Origin of the sequence: Enterococcus hirae ATCC 9790, from assembly GCF_000271405.2 — a bacterium.
GTDB lineage: Bacteria > Bacillota > Bacilli > Lactobacillales > Enterococcaceae > Enterococcus_B > Enterococcus_B hirae.
This window is the reverse complement of the sequence record NC_018081.1, coordinates 1,520,001-1,543,284: the sequence shown is the minus strand read 5'-3', so window position 1 is coordinate 1,543,284 and position 23,284 is coordinate 1,520,001. Positions and strand designations below refer to the sequence as shown.

General features: G+C 36.6%; 18 protein-coding genes, 3 tRNA genes, 2 rRNA genes, 2 pseudogenes and 1 other annotated feature (1 of these 26 running past the window's edge). Of the genes and pseudogenes, 2 read left to right on the top strand and 23 right to left on the bottom strand.

The window, feature by feature from the left end:
• Positions 1-73 precede the first annotated feature (73 nt).
• The 14 genes and pseudogenes from EHR_RS07330 to EHR_RS07270 all read right to left on the bottom strand — a co-directional run bounded on the left by EHR_RS07330 (position 74) and on the right by EHR_RS07270 (position 14,694).
• Positions 74-2,719 carry a valine--tRNA ligase gene (locus EHR_RS07330; RefSeq protein WP_010738067.1) on the bottom strand — a complete coding sequence of 882 codons (2,646 nt, stop codon included), beginning with the start codon at positions 2,717-2,719 and terminating at the stop codon, positions 74-76.
• 47 nt (positions 2,720-2,766) lie between these two features.
• Positions 2,767-3,007 (bottom strand) — a binding site (T-box leader).
• A gap of 161 nt (positions 3,008-3,168) precedes the next feature.
• Complete coding sequence (locus tag EHR_RS07325; RefSeq protein ID WP_014834485.1) at positions 3,169-4,224, bottom strand: hypothetical protein; 1,056 nt, start codon at positions 4,222-4,224, stop codon at positions 3,169-3,171.
• 53 nt (positions 4,225-4,277) lie between these two features.
• The gene (locus EHR_RS07320) at positions 4,278-4,592 is read right to left on the bottom strand and encodes a hypothetical protein (protein WP_014834484.1); all 315 of its coding nucleotides are present in this window, start codon (positions 4,590-4,592) and stop codon (positions 4,278-4,280) included.
• Between the two features lie 203 nt (positions 4,593-4,795).
• Complete coding sequence (locus tag EHR_RS14240) at positions 4,796-4,945, bottom strand: hypothetical protein (protein ID WP_014834483.1); 150 nt, start codon at positions 4,943-4,945, stop codon at positions 4,796-4,798.
• Between the two features lie 44 nt (positions 4,946-4,989).
• Complete coding sequence (locus EHR_RS07315) at positions 4,990-5,331, bottom strand: hypothetical protein (protein WP_148282902.1); 342 nt, start codon at positions 5,329-5,331, stop codon at positions 4,990-4,992.
• Between the two features lie 74 nt (positions 5,332-5,405).
• Entirely contained in the window at positions 5,406-5,633 is a 228-nt protein-coding gene (locus EHR_RS07310) for a hypothetical protein (RefSeq protein ID WP_014834481.1), read from the bottom strand.
• 119 nt (positions 5,634-5,752) lie between these two features.
• Positions 5,753-6,517 (bottom strand): hypothetical protein, encoded by a 765-nt coding sequence (locus EHR_RS07305; protein WP_014834480.1) that lies wholly within the window; start codon positions 6,515-6,517, stop codon positions 5,753-5,755.
• 423 nt (positions 6,518-6,940) lie between these two features.
• Entirely contained in the window at positions 6,941-7,588 is a 648-nt protein-coding gene (locus tag EHR_RS07300) for a redox-sensing transcriptional repressor Rex (RefSeq protein ID WP_010718730.1), read from the bottom strand.
• 352 nt (positions 7,589-7,940) lie between these two features.
• A complete protein-coding gene (gene thiI / locus EHR_RS07295) occupies positions 7,941-9,152 on the bottom strand; it encodes a tRNA uracil 4-sulfurtransferase ThiI (protein WP_010718731.1) in 1,212 nt (403 codons plus the stop codon).
• Between the two features lie 18 nt (positions 9,153-9,170).
• Complete coding sequence (locus EHR_RS07290) at positions 9,171-10,313, bottom strand: cysteine desulfurase family protein (RefSeq protein ID WP_010738070.1); 1,143 nt, start codon at positions 10,311-10,313, stop codon at positions 9,171-9,173.
• 155 nt (positions 10,314-10,468) lie between these two features.
• Positions 10,469-12,189: pseudogene (locus tag EHR_RS07285) on the bottom strand (septation ring formation regulator EzrA).
• A 222-nt stretch (positions 12,190-12,411) separates the two neighbouring features.
• On the bottom strand, positions 12,412-12,942 hold the full coding sequence (locus tag EHR_RS07280) for a pyrophosphohydrolase domain-containing protein (protein WP_010738071.1): 531 nt from the start codon (positions 12,940-12,942) through the stop codon (positions 12,412-12,414).
• Positions 12,943-13,006: 64 nt separating this feature from the next.
• The gene (locus tag EHR_RS07275) at positions 13,007-13,846 is read right to left on the bottom strand and encodes a Cof-type HAD-IIB family hydrolase (protein WP_010738072.1); all 840 of its coding nucleotides are present in this window, start codon (positions 13,844-13,846) and stop codon (positions 13,007-13,009) included.
• A 14-nt stretch (positions 13,847-13,860) separates the two neighbouring features.
• Positions 13,861-14,694 carry a DUF72 domain-containing protein gene (locus EHR_RS07270; protein ID WP_010738073.1) on the bottom strand — a complete coding sequence of 278 codons (834 nt, stop codon included), beginning with the start codon at positions 14,692-14,694 and terminating at the stop codon, positions 13,861-13,863.
• 155 nt (positions 14,695-14,849) lie between these two features.
• Here EHR_RS07270 and EHR_RS07265 point away from each other — a divergent pair, with 155 nt between their 5' ends.
• Positions 14,850-15,818 carry an asparaginase gene (locus EHR_RS07265; RefSeq protein ID WP_010718737.1) on the top strand — a complete coding sequence of 323 codons (969 nt, stop codon included), beginning with the start codon at positions 14,850-14,852 and terminating at the stop codon, positions 15,816-15,818.
• Positions 15,819-16,040: 222 nt separating this feature from the next.
• On the opposite strand, the pseudogene EHR_RS07260 reads toward EHR_RS07265, so the two are convergent.
• The 5 genes and pseudogenes from EHR_RS07260 to EHR_RS07240 form a co-directional block, all read right to left on the bottom strand.
• Positions 16,041-17,776 (bottom strand): annotated as a pseudogene (locus tag EHR_RS07260) (IS1182 family transposase).
• A gap of 177 nt (positions 17,777-17,953) precedes the next feature.
• Complete coding sequence (locus EHR_RS07255; protein WP_010738075.1) at positions 17,954-18,691, bottom strand: acyl-ACP thioesterase domain-containing protein; 738 nt, start codon at positions 18,689-18,691, stop codon at positions 17,954-17,956.
• A gap of 15 nt (positions 18,692-18,706) precedes the next feature.
• Positions 18,707-19,540 (bottom strand): fructosamine kinase family protein, encoded by an 834-nt coding sequence (locus EHR_RS07250; RefSeq protein ID WP_010718739.1) that lies wholly within the window; start codon positions 19,538-19,540, stop codon positions 18,707-18,709.
• Between the two features lie 282 nt (positions 19,541-19,822).
• Positions 19,823-21,151 (bottom strand): C1 family peptidase, encoded by a 1,329-nt coding sequence (locus EHR_RS07245; RefSeq protein ID WP_010718740.1) that lies wholly within the window; start codon positions 21,149-21,151, stop codon positions 19,823-19,825.
• A gap of 185 nt (positions 21,152-21,336) precedes the next feature.
• Positions 21,337-21,410, bottom strand: a tRNA-Asn gene (locus EHR_RS07240).
• 206 nt (positions 21,411-21,616) lie between these two features.
• On the opposite strand from EHR_RS07240, the gene EHR_RS07235 reads away from it, so the two are divergent.
• Positions 21,617-21,689 (top strand) — tRNA-Thr (locus tag EHR_RS07235).
• Between the two features lie 458 nt (positions 21,690-22,147).
• On the opposite strand, the gene EHR_RS07230 is transcribed toward EHR_RS07235, so the two are convergent.
• From EHR_RS07230 to EHR_RS07215, 4 genes are all read right to left on the bottom strand, one after another.
• Positions 22,148-22,498: an iron-sulfur cluster biosynthesis family protein gene (locus EHR_RS07230; RefSeq protein WP_010718741.1), complete on the bottom strand. Its 351-nt coding sequence runs from the start codon at positions 22,496-22,498 to the stop codon at positions 22,148-22,150.
• A 249-nt stretch (positions 22,499-22,747) separates the two neighbouring features.
• A tRNA-Asn gene (locus tag EHR_RS07225) sits at positions 22,748-22,821 on the bottom strand.
• Positions 22,822-22,886: 65 nt separating this feature from the next.
• Positions 22,887-23,002 (bottom strand): 5S ribosomal RNA (rrf, locus tag EHR_RS07220).
• A 93-nt stretch (positions 23,003-23,095) separates the two neighbouring features.
• Positions 23,096-23,284 (bottom strand): 23S ribosomal RNA (locus tag EHR_RS07215); it runs 2,725 nt beyond the window's last position.

The window sequence follows — 23,284 nt, the reverse complement described above, 5'->3', positions numbered from 1 at the left end:
AAAAAGAGAGCGGAAATGTTTTTCAACTACTTTCCGCTCTCTTTTGCATTTGTACGATTGTTCGAATGTCAGATTACTGGATGGTTCTTAAGCTGCGGATTCTTTCTGTAACTGCTGCTTGTTTGTCCAAATAATCTTTTTCTTTTGCCCGCTCTGCTTCAACCACTTCTTCTGGCGCGTTGGCAACAAAGCGTTCATTGCCTAATTTTCCTTGTACTCGTTTCACTTCATCTGTCCATTTCGCTAGTTCTTTTTCTAACCGTTTGATTTCTTCTTCGATATTGATCAAACCTGCTAATGGTAAGAAAATTTCTGCCCCTGTCAATACAGCTGACATTGCTAGATCAGGCGCAACGATTTCACTTGAGATCGTTAGCTCTTCTGGATTACAGAAACGCTCGATGTAGCTGGTATTTTCTGTTAAGAATTGACCGATTTTCGGATCATTGATCTTAATCATTAATGTAATTGGTTTGGATAATGGTGTATTCACTTCAGAACGAATATTACGTACGGAACGAATTAGTTCTTTGAGTACTTCCATCCCTTTTGAAGCTGTTTCATCATTAAATTCCGGATGAACCACCGGATAATCAGCAACTACTAAAGAAGTACCTTGATGTGGGATGTGTTGCCAAATTTCTTCAGTAACAAATGGCATAATTGGATGCAATAGACGTAAAATTTGATCTAACGTATGCACCAAAATACTTTGTGTTGTTTGTTTTGAGACAGCATCATCACCATACAAGACTTCTTTACTCATCTCGATATACCAGTCACAAAAATCATCCCAAATAAAGTTATACAACTGACGCCCAGCTTCCCCAAATTCAAAATGATCAAAGAGTTCAGTAACCTTAGCGATCGTTTCATTTAGACGTGTCAAGATCCAGCGGTCTGCCACAGTTTTCTCGCCAGTTAGCGTAATATCTTCAACTGTCATGCCTTCACTGTTCATAATAACAAAACGTGAAGCATTCCAAATTTTATTAATGAAATTCCAAGCTGCATCCATTTTTTCATAGCTGAAACGGACATCTTGACCAGGTGCTGAACCGTTTGATAAGAACCAACGTAAGGCATCAGCGCCATATTTTTCAATCACTTCCATTGGATCAATGCCGTTTCCAAGAGATTTACTCATCTTACGTCCTTGTTCGTCCCGAATCAACCCATGAATCAAAACATTTTCAAACGGACGACGATCTGTAAATTCTAAGCTTTGGAAAATCATTCGACTAACCCAGAAGAAGATAATGTCGTAGCCAGTTACTAATGTGCTTGTTGGGAAATAGCGTTGATAATCAGCACTATTTTCATCTGGCCATCCCATCGTTGAAAAAGGCCATAATGCTGAACTAAACCAAGTATCTAATACATCTGGATCTTGTACCCACTCTTCACTATTTTCTGGAGCTTCCATCCCTACATACATTTCACCCGTTTCTTTATGGTACCAAGCCGGGATTTGGTGTCCCCACCACAATTGACGAGAGATAACCCAATCGTGAACATTTTCCATCCAACGTAAAAATGTTTGATTAAAACGTGGTGGGAAAAATTCAACTGCATCATCAGTCTCTTGATTTTTCATTGCTTTCTCAGCTAATGGAGCCATTTTAACAAACCATTGTGTGGACAAGCGTGGTTCAATGACTACTCCCGTACGTTCTGAATGCCCAACATTATGGATCATTTTTTCAATTTTGATCAATCGTCCGATTTCCTTCAAATCAGAGACAATCGCTTTACGTGCTTCGAAACGATCCATACCTGCATATTTTCCAGCTAAGTCATTCATCGTTCCATTTTCGTTCATCACATTTACACGTGGCAGATCATGACGGTTACCTACCTCAAAGTCATTTGGATCATGCGCAGGTGTAATTTTCACTACGCCTGTTCCAAATTCCATATCAACATACGTATCTGCAATAATCGGAATTTCTTTATTTACTAATGGTAAAATTACTTTTTTGCCGATCAACGCTTGATAACGCTCGTCTTCTGGGTGTACAGCAATCGCTGTGTCACCTAGCATAGTTTCTGGACGAGTCGTTGCAATTTCCACTACACCCGAACCATCAGCCAGTTCATAGCTCATGTGGTAGAAAGCACCTTCAATCTCTTTGTGGATCACTTCGATATCCGATAAAGCAGTGCGTGCTTGTGGGTCCCAGTTAATAATGTATTCACCACGGTAAATCAAGCCTTTTTCATAAAGTGTCACGAATACTTTACGAACAGCTTCTGACAAGCCATCATCTAGTGTAAAACGTTCACGACTATAATCGAGAGATAAGCCCATTTTTGCCCATTGTTCACGGATATGGCTTGCATACTCTTCTTTCCATTCCCATACTTGATCCACAAATTTTTCACGTCCTAAGTCATAACGCGAAATCCCTTGTTGACGAAGCTTTTCTTCTACTTTTGCCTGTGTAGCGATCCCTGCATGGTCCATCCCAGGTAACCACAAGGTATCAAAGCCTTGCATCCGTTTTTGACGAATCAGCATGTCTTGTAAAGTCGTATCCCAGGCATGTCCTAAGTGAAGTTTTCCTGTAACATTTGGTGGGGGGATTACGATTGAATAGGGTTTTGCTTTCTGATCGCCACTTGGTTTGAACAAATCTTGTTCCAACCATTTTTCATAACGGCCAGCTTCAACTTCTTGCGGATTGTATTTTGTTGATAGATTTTTTTCTTCCGTCATACTGATGTCCTCCTTAAAAATAAAAAAAGTCCTAAAATACTTTCGTATTTTAGGACGTATTGATTTACGCGGTACCACCTAATTTGTAGCAGTTTCCTACTACCTCTCATGTGAGTTAACGATCACGACTCGTTTATCTCTAGGTTTTATCGGTTTGCTGTACACGATAAAGGGTTCAAGATAAAAACTCCCAAGCTACCTTCACTAGTCTCTCCTAAGAACGTCTCACCATCTCGTTCTCTCTCTAAAAGGCTGTAACTAGTTACTCCTCTTGATCAACGTCATGCCTCATTTTACAATGGTTCAATTTTAAAGTCAATAAAAGACGGTAAGAATCGTATTTCCCTAAATAGTACCTCTTCAGGCTTATGATTCGCCTATTATAAATAATTGACTAAACAATAAGCAGTAGTGACAATGTTTGCTTATTCAGAACGTGACTGTTCAAATTAATTTTTTAACTCTCTTACAGAAGACTGATTTTTTCCTTCTTCCTTCATCTCATTTAGATTATTAGCCTTATTTGTAGACTGATTCATTCGCTCCTCTAGTGTTTGAATTTTTATTACAGGGTGACTATTGGGCGTTTGAGGTGATTTATTTGTTAGAGATTGATCCCTGATTTCCTTGGGAATTGGTATTGATTGAATACCAGCGGACTTCTCCTGATTTAGACTATCAGCCACATTTGTAGACTGATTCATTTGCTCCTCGAATGTTTGATTTTTTATTACAAGGGGCGTTTTGGTTTGTTTATCTGTTAGAGAGTGATTACTGATTCCGAGAGGTGTTAATGTTGGTTCAATACCTGCAGACTTTTCTTTAGGTTGCTCCTTTTTTCTCTCTGGTTCCTTTACTGAATTACTTATTAGAGACTGATTACTTGTTCCCTGAGGCATTGGAGTTGGTTCAACATCTATATTCAGTTCTTTAAGTTGCTTCATTTCCTGTCTATGTGAGTGTAATTTCTCGAAACTCTCAACTAGTCTTTTAATTTTCCCTCGATTCTGTTGGTGTTCTGAGTCTTTATTAAGATACCCTGCCGTGTATTTAGGATTTATATTTTTAAATACACCAGATGAATATACCAAGAAAGACAAAACAACCTGGGAACAACAATGCTCATCCTTGATTAGTAATTCTTCAATCTGTCGATTCACATCAGACACTAATAGGTTATTCGGACTTACGTAAGTATTTATAAACTGCTTAATCTTATCGCTTTCCTGTTGCCACCACTCCCTTTCGAATGGAGTCAGCACCTGATTAAGATTCTTAAAATATTTATTATTGTTACCCTCAACTTCATTAATCGTTACCTTCTTAAGATCAACAGAAACTAAAGGAATTTGTTTGCTACACTCGTCAATGACACTTTTTAATTTGGGATATGTATGTATAAAATGTTGTATCTTTTCTTTTTGATTAAGGATATTTGAAAATTGCTCCTCTATACTAAGTCGATCATCTCTAAATTCGTACACCTCAATCACACTATATTTCATTTGTTTTTTAATTTCTTCTTTTTTATTATTTAAATCTTTTTGAAACGTCTCAATTACTTTATTGACTCTGACTTGTTTTGTATTTTTTTATTTTTTATCTTCAATAAACTATTTTTAATCTTATTTATTACAATTTGGGATTCACTTTGCCGCTTTTTTTCATCCATTGATAAACATTTTTCCGTCCAATTGATGACATCCGATTCAGTAAAATTAATATTTTGTGAACGAAGTGCTTCTTTAATTGATTGAAGAAGAGACTCAGCTTGTGAAAGGTCCTTGGTTTCCTTTAATAGTCCTTCTCCGTCATCCCCAAACCTTTTTTTTAAATCAGTTACATCACTTGAATTTCCCCATTCTCTACTCATTACAGAATAAATGACTGTTGATAAAGTCTCTCCCTCCTTTTTTTGCTGGAGTGCTTCTTCGATTTTTGGAAGTATTTCTTTTTTTGTCTGATAATCTTGTAATAGATTTAATACTTTTTCCCTATCCGAACGATTCGAACAATCAATTCCTTCTTCACTTAGTGTATGATTAATCGTTTCCAGTATTATAGGAAAAAGGTAATCTACTTTTTGTTTTTTAAATCTTTTCTTACTTCCCCCACTATATCAAGAGCTTTTATTTTATCAGTAGGGGCAAGTATTATAGTTTGTGCTTTTTCTCCCATTTCCATGCTTATTGCGGATATTCTTAAGATCACTTCTTTTTCATTCAAAATTTTGTTTGTTTGAATCTTATCCTCTTCATTTAAATAAGTGCTTAATTGATTATTGACTTGTTCAAAGTTTTTTCCGTCCAGTTTGGGTAATTAACTTTTAACTGAAGCATAATCGTTGCGATCTGCTCGGGTTTTAATTGCTTGAGATAGTCATTGTTCGCCAGTTTATTATCAATTGATCGAAGTCCATTCATGTATCGCTGATTTTCGATTTCACTCAGATCTTTTTTCATCATTTCCGATAAGGAACTATTTTTTTTTGCTTCTGTCTCCTTTAATTCTTCTTTAAATGCCTGAACTGTTTCAAATTTGTGCCATTGATTTTCACCAAAAACAAGTCTCCCTAAATAGGATAACTGTTTTTTTGACTCTGGGGAATTCAATAATCTATAGAATCTATCAAATCGGTCTATTTTTGCCCCACTATTCAATAAATCTTCTAATTGATCCCCTAAATCTAATCGATTTTCTTTTTTAGTTTTTCGATGATACTTTTTTTATAAAATTCTAAACGGTCCGTTTCTTTGAAGGAAGTATTGACATGTTGCCTAACAGACTCTTTTACTAATGTGGACTGAGACTCAACATAAATTTGTGTCATCACCTCAACTGTTCCTTGTTCTTCTCCTCTTAATATTTCATCATACTTTACAGCCAACTCTGGGGTTACTTCTTTAGCAATCAAATAAACGAGCTCTTGATCAAGGATTCTTTTTTTTGTGATTATGGTACTTTCTTTTATATTTATTTTTTTAAAATATGGAATGCTATTACCAATAAACGGCGAATCACTATGATTTGTAGCTATAGAAATATATGTTTTTTTTCAGCTTCTGATAAATTCTTTCTTTGGAGAAGTTTAGAAATTATTTTATCATCTCTCAAAAAGTCAAAAAACCATTTATACTTATCATCAGGGTCAGGCATCATTCCAAAAAATCCATCAATTACGATTTCTCTACATCCTTCTTCATAATCTAGCTCCATATTGACTAATTGTTGGTATTTTACACTGCCCTCGTTTAATAGTTCAAATGTACGAGCTAAAATATCCTCTTTGACTTTAGCTGAGTCCATGCCATATTGTAATTCTATACATATCTCTTTAATTTTTTTCTCGATTTCATCTGTCGATAATTTTATTTTATTAATACTAAACAAAACATTCTCATGAAAAAATTTATCACCATCCACAGATAAACTATTAGTTAAAGATGTTAATAAGTTGAGCTGTTCTGTCAGATTTCTAGTTGGAACCATTAGAAGATCAAAAAGATGAATCTGATTTATTACATTATCAGAATTTTGTTGAAAATAGAGACAAGATTCCACGATCTCTCTCGTTATTACTCTCTCTTGTTTCAGCATCATTATCAGCTCATCAAGAGTTTCAAATCTGTTAATTGCCGTCCCCCCTCTTAATGTATCCAGTAATTGCTGATAGTCTGCAGTTATTTTGTAAGGGAATTTATTCAACACTGCTTTCATTTGGTGGTATCCTTCACTTGTTTTGTCCGAAAACCGTTCCATTTCCATAAGAATTGTATTTTTTACCTTCTCTTGATTCATTTTTACCATCCTTTACATTTTTTTGTTATAGCATCCGTGGCTTGTCTGTTTTGCTAGACATTCATATCTAGCCTGAATCATAAGAATTAAGGATTGTTCCTTTTATGTACATTCAATCAAATCTTAAACTTCATTAGTATTTTTTACTCCAACTTGTTTCATAACCGCCTCCTTCAGATTAACTTTTTTCTTACAACAGTGATTCTATCCATTGCATTCATCTTTATTACTGTCATTCACTCCTAAAAAAAGGTTTCTTCTTTCAAAAAAACCAGTTATTTTATAATCCCTGCACACGATGATACAATGAACTGAAAGCTATTATATCAGTATTATGATTGTAAACAAACAAAAATAGATATAAACATGCGTTATAAAAAAACGCTTAGAAACATTGGCTCTAAGCGCTAAAACTATGGATTGTCATAAAAAAACTTCTGAATATTTCTCGTTAAAAAATATAAGCGTTTGCAATTCTGTCGTCAAATCAATGTATTGAATATTCACATGCTTGGGTACGATCACTCGGTCAGGAGCAAAGTTTAAGATCGCTGATACGCCACCTTTCACAATTTCATCGATTGCTGACTGGGAGTGTTTACTTGGAACCGTTGAAATCGCAACTGTTACTTTTTCTTTTTTGACGATTTCGCCAAACTGTTCGATTGGATAAATAAATTGACCATCGATTTCTTGGTTGACGATTTTAGGGTCATTGTCAAATACACAGACGATATTCAAATTTTCATTTCTTCTAAAATTATTGTGCTTTAAAGCTTTCCCTAGATTCCCATACCCAACTAAGGCAATTCGTTTTTCCTCTTCCGTCTTTAAGATCCGATCAAATACTTCGATCAGATAAGGCACTTCATAACCATAGCCACTGCGCCCCAATTCACCTAAATATGAAAAATCTCTACGGATCGACGCAGAAGGTACTTGGGTGATTTGACTAAATTCATTTGATTTAATCCGCTTCACACCTGAATCATTGAGCATTTTTAAATAACGTAAATATAAAGGTAGTCTTTTAGCTGTTGCTTTTGGTAAAACCGCTATTTTTTCTCCCATCTTCAAACTCCTTTGTTAATTTCTTCACATAGTCAGTTTATCATTTATCCTCTCTTAGAGCAACAAGACTGGGACAAAAATTGTCTCAGTCTCTACTAGTATCTCTAAAAACGAATAAACGGTGAGACAAAAGTAGCATCTTCGGAAATAAGCCGAAATTGACCAAAAATTTGAGAATCAATTTTCGGAAATTCCTTCTTATTTCTTGATGCTGAACACTTTTGTCTCAACCTCAAATAAGTGTAAGAACAAATAAAAAGTAATGTTTTTAAAGTATGTTTTATTAAACATAAAAAAACGGTTCAATCTACTTTCTTATTCTTGTCAAAGCTCCACGATAATTTCAAGACTCTTATAACAAATCAGCAAATTCTTCTACTTGTTCAGCTTCGGTAGCTGTATGGATCGTTTCCATTTTTAAACCAGAAAGAGCTCGTTCGATCATTTCTTCGATTGGTAAACGTTCTTCGTATTGATGAACTTTATCAAGGCGTGGTCGAGTCTTTGGTTGAGGTGGGGCAAAAATCGTACAGCAATCTTCAAATGGTTGGACTGAAAGCTCAAAGGTATCGATTTGTTCAGCTACTTCAATGATTTCTAATTTATCCATCGTAGCAACTGGACGAATGATAGGCGTATTCGTTACTTCATTGATAGCAACCATGCTTTGTAAGGTCTGCGAAGCTACTTGTCCTAAAGACTCCCCATTAAGGATAATCAAACCATGGCGTAATCGGCGGATCTCATCCGTTAATCGCAGCATCATCCGTCGAGTAATCGTCATCCAGTACCCTTGTGGAATGTTTTTCTTGATTTCTTCTTGGATCTCAGTAAACGGTACCTCGATAAACTCGATTTTACCGACATAAGGAGTCAATTTTGCTGTTAAATCTTTTGCTTTTTGTAATGCTTGCTCACTCGTGTAAGGTGGACTAGCAAAGTGGACCGCTTCAATTTCGACACCACGCTTCATGGCAAAATAACCAGCCACAGGTGAATCGATTCCACCAGACAACATCAACATGCCTTTACCGCTTGTTCCCACTGGCAACCCGCCTGCTCCTTTAATCGTTTCATAGGATAGGTAAGCAGCATCTCGACGGATTTCTACCCGTAGTGGAATATCTGGTTTACGCATTTGTGCTTCTATATCAGGGAAGATATCTACCACCGCATTTCCTAACGTTTGATTTAATTCATTACTTGTTAATTCAAAGTCGTGGTCACTACGTTTCGCAATAATTTTAAAGGTTTCTTTTCCTGTATAGACTTCTTTCATGATAGCTTGAACTGCATCTTTTAACTTTTGAACATCTTTTTCGATTCGAATACTTGGTGAGAAATTTTGGATACCGAAAATTTTAGCCAATTTAGGTATAACTAACGCACTATCAGCACCATTTAACAGTAGGTGCATCCGGTCACGATCAGCATGGATCTTGATTTCGGGAAAATCACTCAATGCTTGACGAACATTTTGAGCAAGTTGCATAATAAAACTTTTACGGTTTTTTCCTTTTGTTGACAGTTCACCATAGCGGACCATGATTTCACTATATTTCACAAAAACACTCCTTATTGATTAATTGATGGTTGAAAATTTCTTATATAATTGTTTAAAAATGATCATAAATTGTTCTACTTCTGCCATAGAATTACTTTCATCTAAACTAATGCGAACAGCTGACGTAGCTAAATCATCAGGCACATGCATGGCATGCAACGTGCTACTTGCAAGGTGTTTACGAGAAGAACAAGCACTAGTTGTAGAAATAAATATTTGTTTTTCTTCTAACGCATGAACAAGGACTTCTCCTCGAATCCCTTTGAGTGAAAAACATAAGATATGTGGTGCATAATCTTCTCCCTCTGAAAAAATAGTCACTTTTTCATAGGCTTTCAAAGCGTTGATCAATGCCTCTTTTAAATGTTTGGTGTGATCTGGCTTTTGAAGTTTTCGATCCAGTGCAATTCGTAAGGCTTTCGCCATTGCGACAATCGCAGGAACATTTTCTGTTCCACTTCGCTGATTTTTTTCTTGGCCACCGCCATTAAGAAGCGGTGCTAAACGTCGTCCCTTCTTCCAATAAATAAAACCTATACCCCGTGGTCCATGAAATTTATGAGCTGAAAACGTCGCAAAATCAACTCTTTCGGTCAGCCATTCAGATAAAGAAACTTTTCCGATTGCTTGCACAGCATCCACATGAAAATGGATTTTAGGGTATTCTTTTAGCAACTCACTGATTTCTAAAATTGGTTGGATTGATCCAATTTCGTTATTGACTGCCATGATTGAAACCAACACCGTGTCTTTACGAATTAGTTTCTTCAATTCATCAACAATGACAAATCCTTGATTATTTACTGGCGCTATACTAACTTCTACCCCTAGAGATTTAAGTTGTTCAGCTGTTTCACTTACAGCAGGATGTTCTATCCCAGAGATGATCATGTGGTTTCCATATTCACGTTTTTCAATCATCGTCCCTTTAAGTACCCAATTATCGCCTTCTGTCCCACCAGAAGTAAAATAAATTTCATCTGGAGTAACAGTGATCAGCTCAGCAATTTGTTTTCTAGCTTGTTGTAACAAACGGTTTGCTTGATTGCCTAAATCATGCAAACTTGACGGATTCCCAATAATCCGCTGACTTGTCTTTATATAGGCATCTAAACTTTGCGGAAAGATTGGGGTTGTCGCACTATTATCAAAATATATCATAAGAAACCCCTCTTTTTTGAAATTCTTTACTATTATAACGGTTGTCCCAATTGCTTTCAAGAGGAGGTTGTTTTTTCAGAAAGTTTCGTGTAATTGAACACGAAAAAAGACAACACTTGGTGGATTGACCAGTGTTGCCTTTTTAGTTAGTTTTATTAAACTAAATCAGGATTCTTAAAATAAAAATCTTCAATTCTCTTGAAAGCACCAGGTTCAACACGTTCGAGTGCTGTACCGATCTCGTCCAAAGCTTCTTGATAATGATGTTCCTTATTGAATAAGTAATAACTTTTATCAATTGCTTCTCTGATTTCTTCATGTGTGTGGCGATAACGATTTGCATACTGTAGCATTTGTTCTGTCAGTGCTGCAGCATCCACTAAATCATGCGTTTTCTTATCAAGTAAGTCTAAATCTTCTTCACATAACGTAACTAAGCGATTGACTTCTTCCATATTGACTCTGATTTTATTTAGCACGATACTTAGCTCTTCAATCCGATCAGTTGCCACAAAGAAAAATTCTAAATAATCATTTGGTAGACCAGGCAAACGTTGTTGTTCCACAAAACGTTTTAAATTACGCAATTTAAATTCGAAAGTATCGATTTTTTCTTGCGCTTCTTTTTCACCTTTTCTTAACTCGTGTAGTGAGTCATCGATTTCAACTTGTTGGTTTTCGATATCTTCTAAAACTTTGAATACTTTTTTATAGAAAGTCCGTACTTCAGAATATGGTAGCAAGTGTTGCTGGATTTGTGGTTTCATCTGTTCGTTTTGACGTTCGATTTCTTCCACTTCTGTTTGGAATCCGCGTACTCGACCAATTTCATTATGATTCAACGCATAACTTTGAGCAGTATGATCTAACTCAATCAATAATTGACGATTGTTTTTTGTGGCATGTTTGATGTATTGTTCAATGGTTGCTTGATTGGTTGTGACATAATTTTGGGCTTCCATTTCCCGCTCTAGAATGTCGTAGAGCGAATCAATCATACTAGCAGTTTCACGATTCTCGAATTCAACCGTTTCAACTTCTGTTTTTTCAAGATTTGCTAATGAACTTTCAATACGATGGCTTACTTTTTCAATCTCACCAACAAGATCTTCTTCTGGGAAAACATATTGTTCCTGCATCAATTTTTCATAAGTTTGCTGGATTTCTTCCAGTTGTTCTGGGAAAGTAGTGTTCAAATCTTCAAATAGCGGCGGAACTTTTTTCATCAAAGCTTCAACTTCATACGTATGTTTTTCTGCTTTATCCAAAACTTCTCGAGCTTCAACAGGATCACCTGAAGTATTCAATGCAACAAATTGCGTGAATTCATTTTCGATCATCTTGACTTGCTTTTGTAATTCAGGAAACGCAGGACCGTATTCTTGCTCATCTTCTCTGATTGTTTCTTTCAGTTCTTCATAGACATCCAAAGCTTGCTGAACCGCTAGTGAATTACGTTCTTCTGTTTCACGTAACTCTTTTAGTCCATCACGAATCTCAGAAACTTTCTTTTCCATTTGGTCCATGGTTTTTTCTGCTTCGATCACAGCTTTTTTACCTTTTAAAAATCGGAAACTCTCATTAAGATTTTCTACTTCAAAAATTTGACTTTCTAACTCAGCAAACGAGGAAGTGGATATGTCATTCCATTTTTGACTCCATTCACGAAAGGTATTTTGGCTTTGCCCCACCAGATGCATTTTTTTAACATCATCGACTTCTTCAATCACAGGCAAGTCGAATAATTCTTCCTTGCGCTTTTCCAAGGCGTCCAATCGATCTTGGTTTTTTTCTTCATATAGTAACTAACCAAAAAGACGACTAGGGCGACTATAATGATTGCTATGACGATTCCGATGATAACATTATTTCCCATTTAAGGTACCTCCGTTTTCAATATGCATCTATTTTTTATGCTTAGTTAAATAATTTGTGTGCATAAAACAATAAATACGTCTTCCGTGCAAAAGACATCTATTGTAAATTATAACACACAATTTTTAAGCATTCACTAACTTCATCGAAAATCTTTTATTCCTACCTAGAAAATAGCATAACCAGTATGAAACGCCGGTTTATTTTGGTTTGTTTCGTCTATTCAAGACTGTTTCTTTCGAGTCGCTTGAGCGATTTGCCGTTGAATTTCTTTGGCGATCTTAGGTTCAGGGGCACACTGCTCTTCCCAGTTATCAGGTTTTAATACCTTACTCGTGACCGGATGATAATGTGGTTTACCATCTGGGAATAATTTCCCCATGTTTGCTTGGTGAACGATCTCAAATATCTTCGTAGGATCAACACCCAATAATGAAAAAGAACCATAAGTAAAATATAAAAGATCGGTTAAAGCATCGACTTGCTCGATCAAAGGTGCTTGTCCCCATTCTTTTTTAGTCAACATTTTTTGTTCTGCTTTCTCTAATGCTTCGTGAAGAGCTGTTACTCCTTCGTGTAATTGTTCCTGATCTCCCTGACAATTGGCCGCAATCAATTCGACTAATTCTTCGATTTTAAATTCTGCACGATAAATGGCTGCTTGTTTCGAAAATGCAGTCGGTACATCAGGTGAACGAGGATCAAAAATTTTATGAAACTCTTCTACTTGTTGAAAGGGTGTTTTCTCAGACATCTTTTTCTACCTTCTTTTCTTACTTCTCTTAACATTTTTACTGAAGTCTAGTCTATCAACTGTTTTAGTAAATCAAACCATAATGCTTCAGTCCTTGATAAATTCCGTCTTTTTCATTGGTATCCGTCACATAATCAGCAGCTTGCTTAACTTCTTTTTGAGCATTCCCCATAGCAACCCCGATTCCGACACCTTCCAGCATCTCAATGTCGTTATAATGATCACCAAATGCCATGATCTCGGTCATTTCGATCCCCATGTCTTTGGCAAAGGCTGCAATTCCTGAAAGCTTTGAGCCACCTTTTGGAATGATATCAACGGTATACGCATTGGACCGTTGAAAGCTGCACTCCGGAAACCGCTCTTCTAATTTTTCTTGTTCTGATTCCTGACTCAATAAAATACATTGGTAAATTGGCTCATCAAGAATCTCCAGTGCCTCATATCGCTTTTTCTGTCGATGTGGGCTAAACATTTGCAGTCCTTTTTTCATCAATCGAACGGGAAATTTTTTTGGTAATAAACTAACTAAACGTTTGATTAAAATCGACTGTCCTAATAGCATCGTGGTCGAACCAGCTAGTTGATCTCTTCCACCAAAAATGATCTGGCGATGGTTCTTATCAGCATATTCCACGATCTTACTTAAAACGACTTGATCAAATGGTTGATCTACAATCGTTCGTTCGGCAGTAAATACCAATTGTCCATTATAGACAACATACATATCTAATTCCAATTCATCAATCACTTCTTTGATTTTAACTGGACTCCGCCCAGTTGCTACACCACACAATATCCCATTTTTTCTAGCATAGCTAATCGCACGTTTAGTCGAAGCAAGTGCTTTTGAACGGTCGTTGACTAATGTGCCATCAATATCAAAAAAAATTGCTTTGATCATTCAACGCTCCCTCTCTAAAATAAATCCATTTGTTGTGGGTTTAAGCCTTCCGGTTTTATTTTTAATATTTTTTGTAAAGCTAACGCATTTTCTGCAGCATCTCCACCAGAATTGTTGTTAAAGATAATTCCGATTTCTTTCGTTTTTGAGCTAACAGAGTCAATAGCAGTTGCTAGTTCTCTCAGTTCCTGCTCAGAATAGCGATAAAGAGTTCTTTTTTTACGCCAATCTTTATCATTGGCCTGCCAACCTTGAGCATTTCTTCCGTGAAACCTGAAAAGAGCAAAGTCTGGATTCGTGATGAATGGGTCAAAAGGAACTGTTGTGTTTAACAACTGTGGTTCATCAATTACTGCCAAAGAAAATTCTGCTCGAGTCATGAAGCTTCTCGTGCGCTCAACGAATTCCTCGCTGTACCACGAAAAGTCCCGAAGTTCGATTGCTACCGGATAGCCAGCAAACCATTTTCGAAGCTTACGTAGGTATTGTACACTTTCCTTGGTGCATTTAAAGGAAGCTGGAAATTGGACTAAAAAACAAAAAAGCTTGTTCGCATCACTCATTGGTTTCATTACTTCCAGAAATTTAGCAATCATTTCTTCTTCTGTTTGATAATATTTTTCCCAGTCTCTTTGACCACTAATCCCTTGATACGCCTTAACAACAAAACGAAAATCATTTGGAACCTCTTGCACCCATTTTTCTACCGAAGTTCGTCTTGGGATTCCATAGTAAGCTGTATCAAGCTCCACTAATGGCAAATATCTAGCATACTCATAAAGTGTGTTATTCTTTTTTCCAGTCAATTTATCATGTTCTTTAAATGAGGTTAATCCGATTCGTATCATTTCAAGCCACCTTTGCTTTTCCATCCAAAAATCAACTATGTATAGTGAGATTTACTACTCATTGCTCAATGCCACGGATAGCAAAACTCTTTCATATAGTATACAATAAGCGTTAAAGCCTATGCAAAATTATATGTAAGGAAGTCCGAAAAAAAATGAAAAAAATTCTAATTTTACACACTGGCGGAACGATTGCCATGAGAGAAAATCTTTTAACTGGTGGAGTGAGTCCTGATGTTGTGAATCCTTTGCTAGATGCTGAAATTGAAATTCCAGAAGATGTTGATTTAGTAATAGAAGATATCTTTAATCTTCCTTCACCTCATATCATGCCTAAACATATGTTAATTTTAAAAAATCGGATTAATGAAGCCTATCATTTGGGGTTTGACGGTGTTGTAATCACTCATGGAACAGATACGTTAGAAGAAACCGCCTTTTTCTTAGACACGACGATTGGAGATAAACTGCCGATCGTACTAACTGGCGCTATGCGATCCAGCAACGAATTAGGGAGCGATGGGCTGTACAATTTCGAGAGTGCTATTCGAGTCGCTAGTTGTAAGGAAGCAAATGGAAAAGGTGTATTGGTCGTAATGAACGATGAGATCCACTCCGCACGTTACGTGACCAAAACCCACACGACAAATGTTGCCACTTTTCGTACACCCACATTAGGTCCAATTGGTCTAGTAACAAAACATCGGATCTTATTTATGCAAGAATTACTAGAAACTACACGCTTAGATATCACTTCAGTCAATGGTACGATCCCAATCGTTAAGGCTTATGCGGGGATGCAAGGTGATCTATTAGAAGCTATCGCCCATACCAAAGTAGATGGCCTAGTGATCGAAGCTTTAGGAGCTGGCAATTTACCACCACAAGCTGTAACAGCTTTGAAAAAATTATTAGTACAAAAAATCCCAGTGGTCTTAGTTTCCCGGTGTTTTAATGGGATAGCAGAACCTGTTTATGACTACGAGGGTGGCGGAAAAGAATTAGCAAACATGGGGATTATTTTTTGTAATAGCATCAATAGCCAAAAAGCTCGCATCAAACTACTGATTGCCTTGAATCACGGGTTAAAAGATCAATCATTGATTTCGTTTATTACTCAATAAGTTATAGCTAAATCACATACGAAAATTCCTGACATTAAAATTCCGTTCTAAAAAAATCCAGAGTTCGTTTAGCAATTGAACCAATTTTGCGCATTCTTTTTTCAATCATGGAAGGTTATCGATCCTTACCTATTACTGGATATCCAAAAGTCTTATTTCCATGTTAGAATGTCCAAAAGTATGAACACCTAAAGAATTCTTTATTATTCAGCACTTCGGCAATCAATCAAAAAAGAGAGTGGGACAATAGTTCTTTCTCAAAAAGAAAATAAGTTCGATTTTGATGTTTATTGTCAAAATCGAACTTATTTTTTCTGTTTTTGCGCACTTTCCTCTCCATATATTTTCCTAATTTTCTTAAATTTAATGCCATCAGTGCCAAACCAATATCAATCGTTGCTCCTTGTTTCCCACGCAAATGGAAACGATGGAACGCCAAATGAGCCTTTAGATGTCCGAACACGGGTTCGACATCCATTTTTCGTTTCCGATAAATCGAACCAGTTTTCTCCTCTAAAAGCTTTTTTCTGCATTCTGCTTTGAAATAGCGCCAATTATTATTTACTTGAATTTTTCGCTTTTGTTCACTTTTCGCACGCGTACATTGACGACGAACTGAACAGTTCCGACAATCCTCACATTCATAGATTTTGAAATCTCGAATAAAGCCACCTTTATCTTTTCTGCGACTATAATTTTTGAACGGTACCGGACGATTCGCTGGGCAAATATAGGTGTCTTGTTCTTCAAGATAACGCCAATTCTCCACGTTAAACGGATTATCCTTGTACTTCTTTTTATTTTCTTTGTGATAACTGCCATATGTAATTAAGGGAGTTTTATGTAGAACATCGTTGATATACATGTAATTTTCTTCGCTACCATACCCTGCATCTGCCACAATGTACTCCGGTAACTCCTTATGTCGGTCTAAAAAACTGTCTAAAAAATGGATTCAATGTTTTGGTGTCTGTGGGATTTGGAAATAATTCATAGCTCAAAACATACTGATTTTCGGTGGCGATTTGTAAATTATAACCTGGCTTGAGCTGTCCATTTCGCATATAATCGTCTTTCATCCGCATAAAGGTGGCATCAGTATCTGTTTTTGAAAAGCTATTTCGTTCTTGAAATAGTTGAGCATACCGTTCATACTTTTGTTTTCTTGGCAGATAATCCGTTTGTACCTGTCGGAGATATTTTTATACTATTCTTYYTTTTTTTCTTTTAGTTKKACTTTTGCTTTTCTTTGCATTTTTTCATGTGTTAATTGTACTTGTGTTTCATGGAGTTCAGCTTCTAAATGATGAGCGACTTCTTCTAACTGGTCCGCTCGTCAATCCATCGGATTGACTTTCTTCTTTTAAGCAAGGAAGAATTTCCTCTTGATAAAGCGTTTGATAAAAAGCTTCTGATTTTTCATCTAACAACCGTTCATACCGAGTGGTGGCTTTACGCCAAACAAAGCTGAACTTATTGGCGTCTGCTTCAATTTTCGTACCGTCAACGAAGATGGCTTCATTATCTACACTTGATTGGTTATCAGTTGACGGCGAAACAACACAAAAAGCCTCTGCTAGAAGCTGAGCTGTCGTTTCCTGACTTCTGAATCGATTGATCGTGCGGTAACTCACTTGTTCATGATTGGCTAGCCAACGCATACGGTAACTATCGTCTAATAAAAATTCGATCTTTCTGCCAGAAAAAACACGTTGCGTGTAGGCATAAAGAAGAATTTTCAACATCATTTTGGGGTGATAGGCTGGACGTCCCAGCTGTTGTTCAATTTGGTTGAAGAGCGCTTGCGGGATTGCTTCTACTAACGAGTGAACCGCAAAGGCAACATCCGTTTCTGGAATATAATGTTCTACATCTAGTGGTAAAGTTGTTTGGTTGATGGTATAATTTTTTAAACATAAGGCACACTCCTTTGATTTTTGTTTAGGCACTTTAATCATACAAGGTTGTGTGCTTTTTGTGTACCTTAAAATCAAAAAAAAAATGGGGCAATAATCAGATTTTTTTCTGACTATTGTCCCACTCTCTTTTCCGCTTGTTGTTCCTGCTTATTTCCCAGAGCTAGACACTTCTGCGACAACTTCTTTCCGATTGGAACATCGTTTGCTATTAGCTGTTTATTTATTTTTCCAAGTGATATTTGCTTCACAATAGAGTTGTTCTTGCATTCTGATTTCATGTCTTGTTTTCACACCATGTTCCATCTCTACTTGTTCATAATGACTTTCAATTTCATTGCCATATTCCACTTCTTTGTCAAAACGGATCAAAACTTTTTCTGGTACATGTGTCGTCAAGAAATCATAGCCTAAGACATCAATAATCCAGTTGAAATACATGGCATTGTTCACATGTTGGTTACTATCGATATCATAGAAACGCACGCGATAAGGTAACATCATGCCCGATTCGATCTTTTCTATTTTTTCTTGCCGTTTGATTTTTTTGATTTTTTCGCTTTCAAACGGCGCAATAATTTCCTCATTGACACTACTCATTTTCCGATTCACAAAATCCATTAATACAAAAACTGATTCTATTTTCACCAGTTCTGTGCCTTCTTCATCATGAATCCAAAAATTACGATAACAAAAGAATTTATTGTACTCCATGGCTTGTGTTGTTATAGAAATCGTCTCTCCTACTTTTGGCAAACGAGTGATTGTCATTGAATAATTGGTAATGACCCAAGTCAGTCCAAAACTATTGACAAATTTACTACCACAATCAAGCGCATCACTTTGATCTTCCGATGTCTTGATCACGATTCCTAACATTGATGGAAATGTCATGGTCTGATTAATGTCACATTCATAATATGAAACTTCATGTTTTTTTGTATATCTCTTTGCCAAAAAAACACCCTCCTCTTATCTTTTCGCTAATAATTGATCCACTTGTGAACCATAACTTTCCCCAAACATATTTAGATGGGCTAACAAATAATATAACTGGTAAATCGGCAATCGCTTTTCCCAATTTTTTTCCAAAGGATAGACCATTTGATAACTTTGTAAAAACTCTGGACGAAACCCACCAAACAGCTGGCTCATAGCTATGTCCTGCTCACGATCACCGTAAGAAACGGCTGGATCAACGAAGACTGGTTCTCCTTGCTGATCAAAGAACACATTACCACTCCACAAGTCGCCATGCAAGAGGCTAGGGACAATCTTTTTATCACTAAAGTTTTCTAACACGTATTGCTTAAAAGAAATAAATGTTTCTTGGCGGTTTTGATTCCAATGGTTGTTTTTTTGTGCCAAAGCAATTTGACTTTCTAGACGATTTTTAAAGAAGAAAAGCCACCAATCTTCTTCCACATGATTGAATTGCGGAACGGTCCCTAAATAGTTATCCTTTCGATACCCAAATTGAGGAGCGGTTACCTTGTGCAATTTCGCCAAAGAAACGGCTAGATCTTTTTGATCTCCTTTGCCAGGTTCGATCCATTCCATCAAAAGATAGGCACCATCTTTTTGTTCACCCAGCATGTAAGTTTCAGGTACTCGAACGTAGGGAGCTAGTTCTTTTAACCCATCCACTTCCGCTTCAAAAAAAGACTTTCCAATATTAGGATGAAGCTTTAAGAAATATGATTTATTTTGCTCTTCAATTCGATACGTTTGATTAACGTCCCCACCAGTGATAGGTATCACTTTGCCTTCTAATTGGATTTCTGCTAACACCGACTGAATATTCATCTCTACTCCTCCTTACATGCTTTTCCAACCTATTTGTTAGCTATCATTATATCACAGAGAATCTAAAACAAAGAAAATGAGTCTAGTAACTCTTTGTTCAACAGTAAAAGTCCATTGCTCATATTTATAGACAAAAAAAGAGAGGCTTCTTTCAGAATTAGCAATCCTACTAATTTCGAAGACTAACCTCTCTTTCTTTCAATCCCTCATTTACTTTCTTTTTCAGTAATCTGAAACACCAATTCGTCTATTTTCTTCATACTTTGAGTAGAATCAGTTTTTTTAAGCCAATGCGCCCATTGGATCCCAAGGAGCTAAAACGATTGGTTCTTCATTGAAGGCTTGGAGTTGCTCTTTCGACAACAAATCTTTGCGAACAACGATTTGATACGTGTATTCGTTCATCCAATCGTCACTCATTACAAAAAATCCTTTATTGCCAACTTTTTCTCCCCAGCTATTTTCGACTTTCCATTTCGTTGATTTCCCATCAACAAGATCGACTCCCGTCAATACCATCGCGTGGGTCATTAAGCTTTCACCATAATCTAAACGTTGTGCTTTAGTCATCGTAAAATCTACATCGAATAAGTCATCCATGTCGTAAACATCCAGTGCCATGACCCCACTATCTCTAGTTGAAGATTGTCCGACATCACAACCAAACCAAACAGACTCTCCTTGTTCCAGTTGGGCAATAGCCAACTGTTTAAACGTTGACATATCTACGTTCAAATAACGAACTTCTTTCCCGCCAACCACATTCCCTAACATTTCTACAGTGTAAGAACGATCAAAAGGTTTGTCTTTTGTCGGTGCATTGATGATGCTAACGTAATCATCTAGTTTTACACCAATATATTTATCATAAAAGAGTTGAGGTGTAAGCTGTTGGTCAATATGATAATTGTTTTCTTCGTCACGGTATTCAAAATCAAATTCTTTTGGTGGTGTTCCTAAGGAGATGGCTAAAAATTGATAGATTCCTTCTAGCATTTCCTCTTTTTTTGCTTGAATCGCTTCAGCAGTTTCACCACCAGCAATCATTTCACGTAAGACCGTCGCATCTTTACGCAACAATTTATTCAAGTAATTATTTAAATCTCGTGAATTTGAGCTATTTGCACTTTCTGGCATAACAGATTTAGGAACTACACCATATTTCTGGAAGAGGGAAACGATCATATCCCATTGTCCGCCATCTTGTTGTGGGGTTGTTAATAAAAAGGCTACTTTTCGGCTATCTAAGGCATCATTCCCTGTTGCGATAATATTTTCATAAAAATAATTAGCTTTTTCATATTTGTCCCAGAAAAACGTATAGTTTTGTGATAATTCAAATTCTTTCAAATGGAATTGATTGAGCAATTTATGTCGGAAAGTATTTAATGCTGCAAACATCCAGCAACGACCAGATTGTTTCTGATTTGAAACCTTTCCCGTTGATAAATCAATTGAAAAAACCGGTGTATTAGACACATGGGCAGCCACATTTTCAGCAGAAGCGGTGATCCCATTTTTTACTACCGCTCTTTGTAGAGCTTGTTGCTTGTTGTTTTCTTCAAAACCTTTTGCAAATTTTTTCGTCATTTCAGGTGTAATAGCTTTCATCCAATCATCCTTCCAATCAAAAATATATCTTTAATTCTACCCTTAAGTGGTTTGAAATACAACGACTCACTTTTAATCGTTACAACAAATCGACTGAATCCCCCTCACGACAACCCTTTTTTGTTATTCTCAAAAGTTTTTGAGAATAACAAAAAAACCACAGCTTAGAGGCTGTGGTTGAAGTACTCCGGCAGTAGGACTCGAACCTACGACATCATGATTAACAGTCATGCGCTACTACCAACTGAGCTATGCCGGAATCAAGTACATGTATATAATATCAATTTATCTTAAATAACGCAATACTTTTTTTACATATTTTTTTGTTTTTTCACAAAAATCACTGCACAAAATTTGTTATTTATACAATTTAGAATGATCATCCTATGAAACCAAATTTTTTTGTTTTAGATATTGACAAAATTGATTATTTTCGTTATTCTATTACTTGTATTAAGAAATCATGCCGCTTTAGCTCAGTTGGTAGAGCGCTTCCATGGTAAGGAAGAGGTCGCCGGTTCAAGCCCGGCAAGTGGCTTACTTAGATAACGTAACCTGTTGTTTTAACAATAAGGTTACGTTGTTTTTTATCTTCATTTTTTTAAATACTATATGATTTTATAGCTAATAAAACTAAGCTGTAATGAATAGATAGTTGTAAATAAACGTAAAGGACTAGAGCCTTAGATATAAATCTTACGTTTACTCTAATAACGAGTAAACAGTGTTCAATCAACCACTCCTTGCAATAAGCCTGAATTTTTCATAATATGAGAAGCTGTTTCAAGATCCCCATCCTTATTGGCCCTGCAATTACTCATCGCAGTTTCTACTTAGTGAGCGCTCAGATCAAAACGCTCTTTTCGCATCCTCTGATCTACGATGTTCCAAGTAGTATCGAAAATAAGCTGGAGAATCCAAAAAATAAGAAGAACTATTTTTGGATTCTCCAGCTTATTTCTCAGTGCTAAACACTGCTGTCACAACTGCATGTCTTTAAGGGCGTAAATCAACTAGAGGGACTTGGTTATCCAAAGTTCCACTAGGGGATTCAAGTTTAAAACTATTTAAACGGGGGTCTAAAGTTAACGTCATCGTTTCATCCATGTACATTTTTGAATAGTCTTTGATATAAATGGCTCCCATATCACTGTCAATCTTCATTGGATAGTCTGTTTTCTCTTGTTTGCTAGCTAATAACAATAGACGGAAGCTCGTATCTAACGAACACACACCCATCTTAGAATACTTACCCACACCATCATCTAGGTCAAGAATGATGGTGGCACCTTCTTGGATATACTTTTCTAATCTTTCCTGCGCTTTTTCAGAGATTTTTAAATACATATTACCTTCCACCTCCAACTCTCATTACCTTACGATGCTAGCACGTTTCTTTCTATGAAGCGAACCATCTGCTCAGTTCCCGCCTAAACTATTCCTTTTGTTAAAAGTTATCTTTTGAAATACCAGACTAATCGCATCCAGTAAGAAAAACCTATTGTTCAATCGCACTGATAAATTAACTAGTCCTATACTGTGCCCAAAATATATAAAGACAAAAAAACACGATAGAAATTCTATCGTGTCTAAATACTCCGGCAGTAGGACTCGAACCTACGACATCATGATTAACAGTCATGCGCTACTACCAACTGAGCTATGCCGGAATCACCTTGTTCGTTTTTTACAACGAACACACACATAAGATAAACTTATGGGGTTTATATAAACCGCGTGGCGACGTCCTACTCTCACAAGGGGCAACCCCTCACTACAATCGGCGCTAAGAAGCTTAACTTCTGTGTTCGGCATGGTTACAGGTGTATCCTTCTCGCTATCGCCACCACACTGTGGTGTTATCATTATTGAGTTTGCTTTTGCTCACTCAAAACTGGATTTGAAGTATTTCGTAAACTCTACCGAGTTTTTTTCTTTACCAATGTGGTTAAGTCCTCGATCGATTAGTATCAGTCCGCTCCATACATCACTGTACTTCCACTCCTGACCTATCTACCTGATCATCTCTCAGGGATCTTACTTTCTTAAAGAAATGGGAAATCTCATCTTGAGGTGGGCTTCACACTTAGATGCTTTCAGCGTTTATCCCTTCCCTACATAGCTACCCAGCAA

Excerpts from the sequence above, each read along its gene's own strand:
- EHR_RS07265 (WP_010718737.1), top strand. The coding sequence starts at position 14,850 with ATGAAAAAAATTCTAATTTTACACACTGGCGGAACGATTGCCATGAGA.
- EHR_RS07305 (WP_014834480.1), bottom strand. The coding sequence starts at position 6,517 with ATGAATCAAGAGAAGGTAAAAAATACAATTCTTATGGAAATGGAACGG.
- EHR_RS07275 (WP_010738072.1), bottom strand. The coding sequence starts at position 13,846 with ATGATCAAAGCAATTTTTTTTGATATTGATGGCACATTAGTCAACGAC.
- EHR_RS07280 (WP_010738071.1), bottom strand. The coding sequence starts at position 12,942 with ATGTCTGAGAAAACACCCTTTCAACAAGTAGAAGAGTTTCATAAAATT.
- EHR_RS07230 (WP_010718741.1), bottom strand. The coding sequence starts at position 22,498 with ATGTATTTAAAAATCTCTGAAAAAGCGCAGGAAAGATTAGAAAAGTAT.
- EHR_RS07250 (WP_010718739.1), bottom strand. The coding sequence starts at position 19,540 with ATGAATATTCAGTCGGTGTTAGCAGAAATCCAATTAGAAGGCAAAGTG.
- EHR_RS07245 (WP_010718740.1), bottom strand. The coding sequence starts at position 21,151 with ATGAAAGCTATTACACCTGAAATGACGAAAAAATTTGCAAAAGGTTTT.
- EHR_RS07320 (WP_014834484.1), bottom strand. The coding sequence starts at position 4,592 with ATGAGTAGAGAATGGGGAAATTCAAGTGATGTAACTGATTTAAAAAAA.
- EHR_RS07300 (WP_010718730.1), bottom strand. The coding sequence starts at position 7,588 with ATGGGAGAAAAAATAGCGGTTTTACCAAAAGCAACAGCTAAAAGACTA.
- EHR_RS07330 (WP_010738067.1), bottom strand. The coding sequence starts at position 2,719 with ATGACGGAAGAAAAAAATCTATCAACAAAATACAATCCGCAAGAAGTT.
- EHR_RS07290 (WP_010738070.1), bottom strand. The coding sequence starts at position 10,313 with ATGATATATTTTGATAATAGTGCGACAACCCCAATCTTTCCGCAAAGT.
- EHR_RS07270 (WP_010738073.1), bottom strand. The coding sequence starts at position 14,694 with ATGATACGAATCGGATTAACCTCATTTAAAGAACATGATAAATTGACT.
- EHR_RS07325 (WP_014834485.1), bottom strand. The coding sequence starts at position 4,224 with ATGAAATATAGTGTGATTGAGGTGTACGAATTTAGAGATGATCGACTT.